General features: G+C 41.4%; 11 protein-coding genes. 6 read left to right on the top strand and 5 right to left on the bottom strand.

From position 1 onward, the window contains the following. Positions 1-12: 12 nt before the first annotated feature. Positions 13-975 (bottom strand): FKBP-type peptidyl-prolyl cis-trans isomerase, encoded by a 963-nt coding sequence (locus IQ13_RS15385; protein ID WP_144887375.1) that lies wholly within the window; start codon positions 973-975, stop codon positions 13-15. Positions 976-984: 9 nt separating this feature from the next. Next, on the bottom strand, positions 985-1998 hold the full coding sequence (locus IQ13_RS15380) for a DHH family phosphoesterase (RefSeq protein WP_144887374.1): 1014 nt from the start codon (positions 1996-1998) through the stop codon (positions 985-987). 234 nt (positions 1999-2232) lie between these two features. On the opposite strand from IQ13_RS15380, the gene IQ13_RS15375 reads away from it, so the two are divergent. The 3 genes from IQ13_RS15375 (at position 2233) to IQ13_RS15365 (ending at position 6684) form a co-directional block, all read left to right on the top strand. After that, entirely contained in the window at positions 2233-2649 is a 417-nt protein-coding gene (locus IQ13_RS15375) for a nucleoside-diphosphate kinase (protein WP_144887372.1), read from the top strand. A gap of 123 nt (positions 2650-2772) precedes the next feature. Continuing rightward, positions 2773-4692, top strand: a complete 1920-nt coding sequence (locus IQ13_RS15370) for a DUF3857 domain-containing protein (protein WP_158637414.1) — start codon at positions 2773-2775, stop codon at positions 4690-4692. A gap of 90 nt (positions 4693-4782) precedes the next feature. Then, positions 4783-6684 (top strand): DUF3858 domain-containing protein, encoded by a 1902-nt coding sequence (locus IQ13_RS15365; RefSeq protein ID WP_158637413.1) that lies wholly within the window; start codon positions 4783-4785, stop codon positions 6682-6684. Between the two features lie 284 nt (positions 6685-6968). Here the strand turns inward: IQ13_RS15365 and IQ13_RS15360 are convergent, their stop codons facing one another. Then, entirely contained in the window at positions 6969-7484 is a 516-nt protein-coding gene (locus IQ13_RS15360) for a GNAT family N-acetyltransferase (protein ID WP_144887367.1), read from the bottom strand. Positions 7485-7571: 87 nt separating this feature from the next. On the opposite strand from IQ13_RS15360, the gene IQ13_RS15355 reads away from it, so the two are divergent. Then, complete coding sequence (locus IQ13_RS15355) at positions 7572-8318, top strand: class I SAM-dependent DNA methyltransferase (protein ID WP_158637412.1); 747 nt, start codon at positions 7572-7574, stop codon at positions 8316-8318. Here the strand turns inward: IQ13_RS15355 and IQ13_RS15350 are convergent. Continuing rightward, positions 8315-9481: a BamA/TamA family outer membrane protein gene (locus tag IQ13_RS15350; RefSeq protein WP_144887363.1), complete on the bottom strand. Its 1167-nt coding sequence runs from the start codon at positions 9479-9481 to the stop codon at positions 8315-8317. The two genes, IQ13_RS15355 and IQ13_RS15350, sit on opposite strands and share 4 nt — an antisense overlap. Positions 9482-9580: 99 nt before the next feature. Between IQ13_RS15350 and IQ13_RS15345 the strand changes: the two genes are divergently transcribed. Together IQ13_RS15345 and IQ13_RS15340 are read left to right on the top strand one after the other, a co-directional pair. Continuing rightward, positions 9581-10537, top strand: a complete 957-nt coding sequence (locus tag IQ13_RS15345) for a helix-turn-helix domain-containing protein (RefSeq protein ID WP_317129343.1) — start codon at positions 9581-9583, stop codon at positions 10535-10537. 63 nt (positions 10538-10600) lie between these two features. After that, the gene (locus IQ13_RS15340) at positions 10601-11203 is read left to right on the top strand and encodes a cupin domain-containing protein (RefSeq protein ID WP_144887359.1); all 603 of its coding nucleotides are present in this window, start codon (positions 10601-10603) and stop codon (positions 11201-11203) included. 63 nt (positions 11204-11266) lie between these two features. Here IQ13_RS15340 and IQ13_RS15335 read toward each other — a convergent pair whose 3' ends face one another. Further along, entirely contained in the window at positions 11267-12445 is a 1179-nt protein-coding gene (locus IQ13_RS15335) for an acetyl-CoA C-acyltransferase (protein WP_144887357.1), read from the bottom strand. Between the last annotated feature and the right edge of the window lie 153 nt (positions 12446-12598).

The following is a 12598-nucleotide window of genomic DNA, read 5'->3' as shown; positions in this document are numbered from 1 at the left end:
AAATACTTCTTCTTATTGTTTGCCACCTTGTGGTGCAGGAGGTGCAGTTGGTTGTGGTTTCGGAGTTGTAATATCGAGCAACTCAATTTCAAATAACAAAATTTCGTTTGCTTTGATACGGGGAGGTGAACCTTGTGCTCCGTAGCCAAGTGCCGAAGGAATGTACGCTTTGATTTTACCGCCTTTTGAAAGTTGCTTCACAGCATCTTCAAAACCGGCAATGCTTCCTTGCTGACCGATCACAAATGTATAAGGATCGATGTGGCCAAAGCTTGTATCAACGTTTGAATCAAATTTGTTGCCTTCCAGGTTCATACCTGTATACTTTACAGACACCTGCTGACCAGCTGCAGGTTTTTCACCAGCACCGGGAGCAATTGTTTCTACATAAACACCCAATGCAGTTTTAGTTGCAGTGATCTTGTTTTTTGCAAGATATTCAGCAATTACTTTATCGTCTTTCTTAGTTTGCTCAATACCACGGATAGAGTCTCTTGTTCTTGCTCTTTCCATGATAGCAATGTTTGCTTTTTCAGCATCTTCTTTTGTATCTAATACATCCAGTACTTTAAATGAGCTTACGATAAAACCACCCTTCTTGATGAACGGAGGCACATTACCCTGGCTGCTTTTAATAATACTGTCTGCAGACTGACGGATGATGATGCTGTCTCCTTTTCTGATTTGAGCGAAGATTGCATAGTAATCAGGAGGTAACTGCAGCGAATCGAGAGGAACGATCTGGCTCATCACATTTGTCGGATCTGAGAGCAAGGTATCTTTTCCTGCACCTGTAAACTTCGTTTCGCCAAACTGGAGTTCGAAAAACTTACCATGTGCAATTTTCTTTCCTTTATCGTCGGAAATGATTTTGTAGAGCAAGCCACCCTTGGTTTTTTTGAAAGAGCCGCCTCCGCAACCCGCCAGCATTACAACCGCCAACAAGCCAGTAAAAATTGATTGAATTGTCTTCATTGTTTGTATTTAAATCGTTTCTAATTGTTCTTTGTATAGCTGAATTACTTTTTTAAACTGTTTCACCGTGGTTTCCAAACTATCGTCGGTTTCGCCACCCGCCGCATTGTAATGACCGCCACCATTAAAATAAGTCCGGGCAAATGTATTGCAATCAAAGTCTCCTTTGCTGCGGAAACTCCATTTTCTTTTTTCGTCCCTGTCTATCACAATACATGCAAGTTTTATACCCTGTATGCCAAGCGGATAATTTACGAGCCCTTCAGTATCGCCGGTTTTTATCTGGTAACGCAGCAAATCCTGCTTGGTAACCCAAATAAGTGCGGTATTTAACTCGTAGTCAATTTCCATCCGGTTGCTGAGCACATGACCGATAAAACGGAAACGGTTTTCGAGGAAGTTATCGTAAATATTTTCGTGAATGGCAGTATGCTGCAGCCCACGGCGTTTAAAGTCGGCCACCATTTCAAACACACTTGCCGAAGCCGATGCAAAGCGGAAGCTGCCGGTATCGCCAATTACGCCAGCATACAGGCATTGCATCATGTCCATGTTCAACTTATCTGCATGGCCGCTGTGTACAATAAAATCATACACCATTTCGCAGGTAGAGCTCTTGGTTACATCACTCACACCATAGGCAAACACTTCGGTTTGTGGCTCACGATGATGATCAATCAATACCCTTTGCCCTTTTGCCTCTGCAACCACCTGCCCCATTTTCTTCAAACGGTTCAGCGCATTAAAGTCCAGACAGAAGATCCAGTCTGCATTGCGGATAATGGTGTTACTCTTGTCGATGGTTACTTCGTAATTGAGTACTTTTTCACAGCCGGGCATCCAGTCTAAAAAAGCAGCCCAGTTAGTGGGCGAAATAACCTGCACCGTATGACCAAGCTGTACCAGCAAATGATAAAGGCCCAGCGAGGAGCCCATTGCATCCGGGTCGGGCTTCTGGTGCGTGGTAATCACCACATTGGCCGGAGCACTTAATAAGGAGTATAATTCGTTAATTGCTTGCATAAAAGGCGGCTGCAAATGTAGGGGAAATGGCCGACGCTTGGGCTTTCGGCCCCTGAAATTGGTGCTAAACGGGCCGCATTGCCGGTTGCTCATCTGCTCTTTGGCTGCTCCTTCAATCAGGATAATGACCTTACGCCCGATTCTCCAAACCGGTAGAATTCAATAAAGGCAGGCATCTTTACCCTTGTTCCTAAGCAGTGCTTTCTTATCTTTGCGCCCCAAAAAGGAAAAACAATGAGCAATCGTACGTTTACAATGATCAAGCCCGATGCGATGAAGAACGGTCATGCCGGTGCTATTTTAGACAAAATTATTAAAGCGGGTTTCCGTGTTGTAGCCCTGAAACAAACAAAACTTTCTGCAGAAAAAGCAGGCGAGTTTTATGCAGTACATAAAGAACGTCCTTTCTACGGCGAGCTGGTTGAGTTTATGAGCAGCGGTGTAATTATCGCAGCTATTCTTGAAAAAGACAATGCTGTTGCCGATTTCCGCACACTTATTGGCGCAACCGATCCTGCAAAAGCAGATGAAGGAACTATTCGTAAACTGTTTGCAACATCAGTTGGTGAAAATGCAGTGCACGGAAGTGACAGTGATGAGAATGCAAAAATTGAAGGAAGCTTTTTCTTCAGCGGTCTTGAGCAATATTAATTGATCAAATACTTCACTAAGAGATCCCTCTTATTCCTTAAGAATAAGAGGGATTTTTTTATGCAGATATGAATGTTATATGGCGATTGTGTTTTAAAATTGTATACCACAAAACACATCAATATGAGAAGCATCCTTGTAATGCTGTTGCTGATTGCAATTACTACCAACACTTCAGCCCAGAAAATTCCATCGTTCGGAAAAATAGATAAAGAAGAGTTTGCAAAAAAAGAATGCAGCTACGATAAAGAATCAACAGCCGAGTATTTAATTGATATGGCTGAAGTACGTTATTACTTTGCCGGCAACGATTTCATTTACGAAACTACCAAACGCATCCGCATAAAAATACTTAACGAAAAAGCATTGGAGCTGGCCAACGTACGTCTTGGCTTTTACAGTAAAGGCAACCGGCAGAACATTCGTGCTATTGAAGGTTATACGTACAACCTCAATGCCAATGGCGAAGTGGAAGAAACCAAGCTCGAAAAAAAATCAATCATTACACAACGCATTGATGAGAATGTTGACATGATGGTTTTTTCTATGCCGAATGTAAAAGTTGGCAGCGTTATCGAATACCGCTACGAACACACTAAACGCAATTACTTTGAAATAGAAGACTGGGAATTTCAACGCCCTCACCCTGTTCGTTACAGCGAGTATAATGTTGAGCTTCCCCAAGCATTAGAATTTACCTATCTCATGCGCCGTACTTTGCCTGTAAAAGAAACCACTGAAGGTGTGCGTGGCATGAAGCGTTTTATTATGACCGAAATTCCAGGCTTGGACAGAGAGCCTTTCATGAGCAGCTCGAAAGATTACCTGCAACGCATCGATTTCCAGTTGCGTGCTGTAAACGGCCAACCTGTATTGAGCAGTTGGCAAAAACTGGTGGAATTGTTATTAGAAGAAGAATCGTTTGGCTTACAGATAAAAAAGAACGTGTACAAAAACACCGGCCTTTCCGACGAAATAAAAAAGCTCAGCAATCCAATCGATCAATTGAACACCATCGTCAACTATGTTAAGCGTGAAGTAACATGGAATGGCAAAACATCTATGTGGTCGCAGGAAGGAATCAAAAGTGCAGTTGATAAACACAGCGGCAACAGTGCCGATATGAATCTTCTGCTCATCAGCCTGTTGCGTGATGCCGGCTTTAAAGCATACCCGGTATTAGTAAGCACCAGGAGCAATGGCAAGGTAAATACCACCTACCCTTTTCTTTACCAATTTAATGATGTATACGTATACACAGAAGCAAATGGAAAGCCGCACATCATTGATGCAACGAATTATACCAATCCTGTTACACAAATCCCATGGGATGTTCAGTTTACGGATGGCTTGCTTATCGATAAAGATATTTTTCAATTTATTAATCTTGGCGATGTTACACACCGCTTCAAGTTGGTTACTTCTGTTTTAGGCGCTATTACTACGGATGGCAAAATAACAGGCACAGCCAATATTCTTGCGTATGAATATGCAAAAGACGAACGTTTAAAATCCTTACGTCAAAGTGAGAAAAAATACCTGTCTGATTACTTCAGCGATCCACACCCTGATTTCAAGTTCGATTCGCTGAAATATAAAAATAAAGACATTGACACATTGCCCTTGGATAATTTTATACAGTTCAGCGGCAGCTTAAACAGCAGCGGCGACTACATGTTTTATTCGCCCAATTTTTTAATGGAATTGGAGAAAAATGAATTCATATCGGATAAACGTTTTACCGATGTGGAATTTGGGTATACACAATACTATAACATGTACACAACGCTCAACTTTCCTTCAACGCTTGAGCTGGAGGAAATACCGAAGAATATCAAAATCATTATGCCTGATACGAGCATCATCTTACAACGTTTTGTCAGCAAGAACGACAATACAATTTCAATGCGTTACTCCATGGAAATTAAACGCCCCACGTTTTATGCTGATGAGTACGATTTCTTTAAAGAATTCTACGCCAAGCTGCATGAAATTTTAAGCGAGCAGATTGTATTTAAGAAAAAAGCAACTCCCAAACCATAAAACGAGCTATGAAAATTTCGGGCCTTTCCTCCTCACCGGCGATGAAATTTTCCTATCGAAGAACAAATGGCAAAAACCAATTGTCAACACATGAAAAAACTGATAGCCTTCCTACTGATAGTTGTTGGATGTACAACACTGAAAGCACAAGGCCTTTTAAACTATTCATCACTTACATTGCCGGATAGTTTAAAAAAGGATGCAGATGCCGTTTATCATCTCGAAGAACAGGTGATTGAAATCGAGTCGCCTTCACGCATGAAGATAAAATCGCACATCATCGTAACCGTACTTACAAAAGCGGCACTTCGTCATTCCGTACAACGCATCAGTGTTGATAAGTTGCGCAAACTGGAAGAGATCAAAATAAAAGTATACAACGAGCTCGGTCTTGAAATTGACAAGTTCAATAAAAAAGATTTCAAACTCGAAGGTGCATTTGATGGTGTAACACTTGCTTCCGACGACAAAATTTACGAACTCGATTTTCCTGTACCTGGTACTCCCTGTACAATTGAAGTGGAATACGAATTAAACTGCAATGGCTTTATTGATATTCCCTCTTGGTTTTTTGGCAGCAGCACCGAGTCATTTAAGAAAAGCAGGTATGTGGTAAAATCGGCAATCCCTGTTAAATACAAAGCTTACAACTTTACAAAGGAGCCCGTTATTACAACCGAAGACGATAAAAAAGTTTACACCTGGGAATTACTCAACAAACCGGTACCTGCAAAAGAGCCCAACAGCTATGGTGCAAAAACATACCTTCCATGGGTTGATGTATCGCCCCTGCAATTCAGCTACGATGGTTATGCCGGTTCTTTGGAAAGCTGGAAAGAGTTTGGCAAATGGAGCTACCCTTTTTACGAAGAAAAGAATGGTTTTACACCTGAACGGGCAGCGTTTTTTCAATCGCTGGTAAAGGATGCGAAAAACGAAAAAGAAAAGATTGAAATTCTTTACAGCCATATGCAAAAAGAAATGCGGTATGTAAGCATTCAGTTTGGCATTGGAGGTTTTAAACCCTTCCCTATTTCATTTGCCGAGCAAAAAAAATATGGCGACTGTAAAGGACTTACACATTATATGAAGCAGATGTTGAGCACTGTTGGCATTAAATCATTACCTGCATTAATTAATTCCGGCAGCAACCAATATCCCGTAGATGCAGCTTTTGCATCGAACATGTTCGATCATGTAATTCTGTGTGTTCCGTTAAAAACGGATACAATGTGGCTCGAATGCACCAGTAAACAAAACCAGCCCGGAGTATTAGGCCCTTTTACTGAAAACAGAAATGCATTACTGATTACCGAAGCAGGAGGCGTATTGGCAAAAACACCCGCAAGCAACAGTTACGATAACCAATGGCGATCGGAAACAACTGCAGAGTTGTTTGATGATGGCAGCGCCATCCTCAGCAGCAGGGTGTATGTTACAGGTGAGTTTTGGGACTATGTACATGCGTACCTGAACGGTCGTACAAAAGAGCAAATGAAAAAATCGCTTACAGATGCATTTGGCTACAAAGTGCCCAACGATCTGTTGGTAAATATTCTGGGCGATTCTGCAAACGGTCATCTTATCGAAATTAAACTTGCCTACAACCAGCTTTACGATTTTAAATCGGGCAGCAAGCATTTCTTCCCGTTGCGCCAGTACAAACTAAACGACGAAACAATTAAACCTGCCGAGAAACGAAACTTCGATTATCTGTTTGCTTATCCTTACATCAAAACAGATAAAATTACATATAAACTTCCTGCCGATTTTGTAAGTGAACCACTTTCGCAACCAAAAGAAATAAAAAACAACATCGTTAGCTATAACAACAAATTGCTGCTGAACGAAAGCAAAACTGAATTAACCGTTATAACTGAGTTGCAGCTGCAGAAACACATTGTACCTGCAAACCTTTATAACGATATAGCTAACAGCTTCGAGGCAATCAGGAAAGACGAAGGACAAAAAATTATTTTTAAGAAAGGATAAGAAAAAAGCCCCGTTAAGGGGCTTTACTTTTTGGGACAAGAATACCAAAAGCTTTTGCGATTAATATTTTACAACTACACTCAGTATTGCAATCACTAAAAAGGATACAATAAAAAGCGCCAGGGGTACATCTTTTCGACTATAAGTCGGAATGGTTTTTTCAAAGCGTTTCATAGAAATATGATTTTTTTGACGTTAAAAGAAACTACAATTTAACGATTTTACGCATTAATCATTGCATCATTTTCAAAAAAAATGCTAAAAACCCGCTACCACACTGGTTTTCAGAGCAGCTTCTTCATTAAACAGTCGGTTTGCAAATCGGTTCCCAAAAGAAATTTATGCTCACCGAATTTTACAAATCCCCACTTTTCATAAAATGCAATCGCTCTGTGATTCATCTCCCACACGCCCAGCCATACCGCCTTCATGTGCATATCTGCAGCTATTTGCAGGCAGGTTTGCATTAACGCTTTACCAACACCTTTACCAATAGCTTTATCCAATGCATAAATACGGGCAACTTCAATTGCTCCTTCCTCTTTCAATTTATTATCTACACGCATCCGAGCATAACCCAGTGCTTCTTCGCCCTGGTATGCCAAAAGAAAAATACCATCTCCCTCCTCTACTTCCTTCATCAACTTTTCTTTCGTGAACTGTTCGTTCATAAACAATTCCATATCGGCCTCGGTATTATCCTTTGCAAAAGTTTGGTAAAAACTGGTGCGGCTTAAATCGGCTATCAACTCCGCATCGGATGCATCGGCCTTTCTTACTGTAATTTCATGTCCGTTCATACATCAACTTTTTGTTGGAAGCATAAATTTCTGCAAATGTTTTACAACAAGAAAAATATATCTTTAAAACAACGATTACTCTTTAACATGAACAGACAATATTGGGAACGTATTGCGCCAAACTATAACGAAGAAATTTTTGATGTACTGCAAAACGACAAAAGCGGAAAAATTATTGATGCTATTGAAACGGCTGCTTCAAAAGAAAAAACAGTAATGGACATCGGTTGTGCCATTGGCAAATGGATTCCCTTGCTGGCCACTGCATTTAAGCATGTGGTTGCAACTGACATATCTGCTATTAACCTGGATATTGCAAAAGATCGATGCAAGGATTATCCTAATGTTGACTACCAGCGGATGGATATGAGTGCCTACTCGCTCACAGTAACACCCTGCGATGTGGTTGTTTGCATCAACGCTATCTTAACCGACAGCCTGAAAAAACGTATCAATTTTTTCCAGGCGCTTGACTTGAGTTTAAACGGCAATGGTACACTTATATTGGTTGTTCCCTCATTGGAATCGAAACTCTATGCCGGCATTATTGCCAACAGGTGGAATGTAGATGACGAGAATAAAGAAAAAATTGAATCGGTAGAAAAAGCGTATGCTTTGGCAAAAAACATCAGGCAAGGTGTAACCGATATCGACAATGTACCCACTAAACATTATCTCAAAGAAGAACTGGAACTTTTACTGAAGCTTGAAGGTTTTACGGTTGACCGTATTGAAAAAATCAATTACACCTGGAAAACAGAATTTCACAATCCTCCTAAATGGCTGGAAGAACCTTATCCTTGGGACTGGATGTGTGTGGCACAAAAAAGCTAAAACACTTCGCCGATATTTACAAACAACCCACGCATTCCCTGCGTACCAAAACCATAATCAATGGCAACATTCGTATCGCTTTTTTTATTGAGCTTGATACGGATACCCAACCCTGCAGCCGGTTGCACTTTCTGAAGCTTTAATGAAGCTGCAGTTGAAAAACTTTGAGCATTGGCAAACAACACCGCACCTAACAGACCATTACGTGTAAGATTGAAGCGGTATTCCGATTCTGCATACAACATGTTCTTGCCACGGAAACGCCCTTGAATAAATCCACGTCCTGTATTTGTAACCCTGTCCCAGCCTGTTGATGGCAGATCGAGATAAGGAGGTTTACCATCCAGAATCATCCAGCTGTAAAGCCAAAAACCAAGGATATTTTTTGAGGATTTATCCAGCGAAATAAATTTCCTTACATCTGCAGTAAGCGACTGCCAGTTACTGTTGCTGCCCATCCACGTAACATTATTACGGTAGGATATCAACATCAGTGTTCCTTTTTTTTCGTTGATGGGATTTTTCCTGTCATCAAACAAAAGATGCGCTGAGTAACCGGAAGAAGTTGCTTTGCTTGCTGCACCATATTGCGCAAATTCTGACTGTGCACCACTTGCAAGTCCTTTTTCAGAAACCTTCCAGTAATGATCCAGATTATAACCAATTCCTGCCGACAGATGACCACTGATTTTCCGTAACACATATTGGTATACCCGAACATACTGGTAGTCCAACGGATCTTCATTGGTCAACGAAGCGTTACTGCCAAGCCCGAATGTGCTTTGCGGATATTTCATATAACGGATATCGCTAAGCAGGTTGTAGGTTCCCTTACTGTTCCAAACACTCACCTGCAGCGGAACCGTAAACTGTTTGTTCTGCGTATAGTAAGCCGCCGCATTGATAACAGAAACCGGTGTTTTCGGATCGGCACCTGCATAAAATGCAACGTTGCTTGAAATGATTGCGGCCAAACGTGTTTGCAGCGTGTACCCAACAGCAGGCAAAACGGAAAAAACAGGTTTATCGCCCGGCTTCATATCATCGGACTTAGTAGACACATGTAACCCTGCTATTTTTTTCAGCACATCAATAATATCTTTTTCTGAAGATGCAGCTGCCGTCTTTAACGAATCGGTTGGTACTGCCTGGGCAGATAACATGATCCTGCAACTGAAAGCCAATAAAAGAAAAACGACCCGTTTAACGTACACGTAAGAAAATTAAATACTTGCAATGCTGTAAATGTAACACTTGCATAGTTGCAAATAAAAAACGATTCTAAAAACCCGTTGGTTAACGTTGGCTTCCTATTTCAGAAAAGTATACAGGCATTTAACTTGAAACTAGACAGAGAAAAAATCGTACTTTTTCAGAAACAACATCTGCTGCATCAAAAATTTCACATACCACATCCTGCACTTCAGGATTTCGTCAGCAACATTATGATCGTTGAAGCAGATCTGAATCACATTAAGCAATCTGTCATCTGCCCTTTTCCACCCACACCGCAAAACTGCATTTACTTTTATATTAATGATCCTGTACAAACGCAAAAACTTGGCACAGCAGCTTTCACTAAGAAAGCCCCAAGCATTATCGTTGGCCCGCAACTTACAAGAGTAAATCTGGAGATGGGAAAAAATCACCTGATGCTTTGTGTGTCTTTCCATCCGGGTGGATTATTCAGGTTGCTGGGTATACCCATGAAACATTTTTTTGATGAGGATGTTGATGCAGCTTTATTATTCAGCGATGCGGAGATCAGCAGTATCAATCAGCAGTTAAAAGAGGCCAACAGTTGGCAACATATGAAAAACATTGTTGAGCTTTTTTTAATAAGCAAAATAGACAAGCTTAAAACACTGCTGCCGTTTGATATGGCTATGAAAGAACTTGTAAAATCGGGCGGTACGATGAGTATGGAAAGCACCGCTTCGCTTTCATGTCTGAGTCTTCGCCAGTTCGAACGCACCTGCAACGAACGTATTGGATTATCGCCTAAATTATTTGCAAGGCTGGTGCGTTTCTCGAAAGCATATCGTTTAAAAGAAAGTCAGCAACAACTCAGCTGGACATCCATTGCCTACAGCAGCGGCTATTTTGACCAAATGCACCTGATCCGTGACTTCAAAGAATTTGCAGGAGTTACTCCACGATTTCTGGAAGATGAATTAACAGCCACACCTCTTCGCCTGCAAGCCAACATTAAAATATAAGATGTCGCCTTTGTACTATTCGCAGCGGCACCAGCACAATAGATTTGTGTACAATCTTTTTACATGAATCAATCTCTCATTAACCGACGCAGATTAATGCAGCAACTTGCAAGCTTTAGTTTAGGGGCAGCGTTATTACCCTCGTTTGGCTTTGCAGAACATCCTATTCCCGAAGATCCAACTTCGATTTACATACCACCCGGTGGCGGTATACACGGAATGGTAGGTGATATGCAGATCACGTTTAAACTAAATAAGAATCAAACATCAAATCATCTTGCATCGTGGGAATCAACGATTCAACCCGGCGAATTGGGAGCTCCGCCACACTACCATACATCCTTCGATGAAATTTGCAGGGTACTTGAAGGAACTGTTTTTATTATGACAGGTAACGAGGTAACAGAAGTAAAAGCAGGCGGCTGGCATTTACGACCGAAAGGAGTTGTACATACGTTTTGGAATAGCGGCTCAGTTCCGGCTAAAACAATTGATCTATGTATACCCGGCGGACATGAAGATTATATGCAGGAGCTAGCTGCTCTATTTGAGAATAACAAACGTCCTAAACCGGACGATTTTAAACTGCTCGAACAGAAACACGACATTCATTACCGCTTTGACTTACTAAAAGAAGTAATGCAGAAGTATAATGTGAAATTGTGACTGATAAAAATAAAGCGTCCCTTCAAAAAAAAAAATGAAGGTACGCTTTTATTACTATTCTTGCTATACATTTTCTATCACCATTGCACTTGCTCCGCCACCACCATTGCAAATACCTGCTGCACCATACTTTGCGTTGTTTGCTTTTAACACATTGATGAGTGTAACGATGATACGTGCACCACTTGCACCCAACGGATGGCCTAATGATACTGCGCCACCATGCACATTTACCTTCGTTGGATCGAGTTGCATACGCTTGCTGTTTTCAATACCAACAACTGCAAATGCTTCATTCAGTTCCCAATAACTGATGTCGCTCATTTGTAACCCTGCTTTCGCAACTGCTTTTGGAACAGCCAATGCAGGAGTTGTGGTAAACCATTCCGGTACCTGCTCAGCATCGGCATACGACTTAATTTTTGCAATGGGCTTCAAACCCAGCTCTTCTGCTTTTTCTTTACTCATCAACAGCAACGCAGCAGCACCATCATTCATGGTACTTGCATTTGCTGCGGTAACAGTTCCGTCTTTAATAAATGCAGGATTGAGTGTAGGAATCTTGTCAAACTTTACATTGTACGGTTCTTCATCTTTTGCAAACACAACAGGATCACCCTTGCGTTGCGGAATTTCAACCGGAACAATTTCGTTATCAAACAATCCTTTTTCCCACGCTGCCTGTGAGCGTTTATAACTTTCGATTGCAAATGCATCCTGCTCTTCTCTGCTGATGCCACATTCTTTTGCACACAACTCAGCAGCGTTGCCCATCGCCTTGCCATCGTACACATCGGTTAAGCCATCTTTGGCTAAACCATCAATCATATTTGTATTACCATATTTATTTCCCCAACGCAAACTGTCTACATAAAAGGGGACGTTGCTCATGCTTTCCATACCACCGGCAATCACAATATCTGCATCGCCCAACAAAATGCTTTGTGCAGCCTGCGCAATCGCTTTCATGCCACTGGCACATACTTTATTTACAGTTGTACAATTTACTTCGTTGGGTAAGCCGGCAAACTTTGCCGCTTGTCGGGCTGGTGCCTGGCCGAGGTTAGCCTGTATTACGCACCCCATCAACACATCATTTACCAGAGCTGCATCAACACCTGCCTTTTGCAAAGCACCCTTAATAGCAATGGCGCCTAACTGTGTAGCGGTTAAACTTTTAAAACTGCCGCCGAAACTACCCATGGGTGTACGAACGGCCGAGATAACATATACTTCTTTCATGTGGCAATTAAATTGAAAAGCAAAGATAACGATTGTAAGTTTTAGAAATGCATGATCTCCTTTCTATTGGAGTGTACTTAATTCGGTGAAGCAAAAATCTCCCAACATGCAGCGTGCTGCACTTTCCCTTTCGATTATTGTTCGACAGGTTGA

This window comes from Lacibacter cauensis, from assembly GCF_007830055.1.
Classification (GTDB): domain Bacteria; phylum Bacteroidota; class Bacteroidia; order Chitinophagales; family Chitinophagaceae; genus Lacibacter; species Lacibacter cauensis.
This window is presented reverse-complemented; position numbering and strand designations above follow the sequence as displayed.

What these genes read in the sequence shown, in the direction of transcription:
- IQ13_RS15385 (WP_144887375.1), bottom strand. Translation starts at nt 975, where the DNA reads ATGAAGACAATTCAATCAATTTTTACTGGCTTGTTGGCGGTTGTAATG.
- IQ13_RS15380 (WP_144887374.1), bottom strand. Translation starts at nt 1,998, where the DNA reads ATGCAAGCAATTAACGAATTATACTCCTTATTAAGTGCTCCGGCCAAT.
- IQ13_RS15375 (WP_144887372.1), top strand. Translation starts at nt 2,233, where the DNA reads ATGAGCAATCGTACGTTTACAATGATCAAGCCCGATGCGATGAAGAAC.
- IQ13_RS15370 (WP_158637414.1), top strand. Translation starts at nt 2,773, where the DNA reads ATGAGAAGCATCCTTGTAATGCTGTTGCTGATTGCAATTACTACCAAC.
- IQ13_RS15365 (WP_158637413.1), top strand. Translation starts at nt 4,783, where the DNA reads ATGAAAAAACTGATAGCCTTCCTACTGATAGTTGTTGGATGTACAACA.
- IQ13_RS15360 (WP_144887367.1), bottom strand. Translation starts at nt 7,484, where the DNA reads ATGAACGGACATGAAATTACAGTAAGAAAGGCCGATGCATCCGATGCG.
- IQ13_RS15355 (WP_158637412.1), top strand. Translation starts at nt 7,572, where the DNA reads ATGAACAGACAATATTGGGAACGTATTGCGCCAAACTATAACGAAGAA.
- IQ13_RS15350 (WP_144887363.1), bottom strand. Translation starts at nt 9,481, where the DNA reads ATGTTATCTGCCCAGGCAGTACCAACCGATTCGTTAAAGACGGCAGCT.
- IQ13_RS15340 (WP_144887359.1), top strand. Translation starts at nt 10,601, where the DNA reads ATGAATCAATCTCTCATTAACCGACGCAGATTAATGCAGCAACTTGCA.
- IQ13_RS15335 (WP_144887357.1), bottom strand. Translation starts at nt 12,445, where the DNA reads ATGAAAGAAGTATATGTTATCTCGGCCGTTCGTACACCCATGGGTAGT.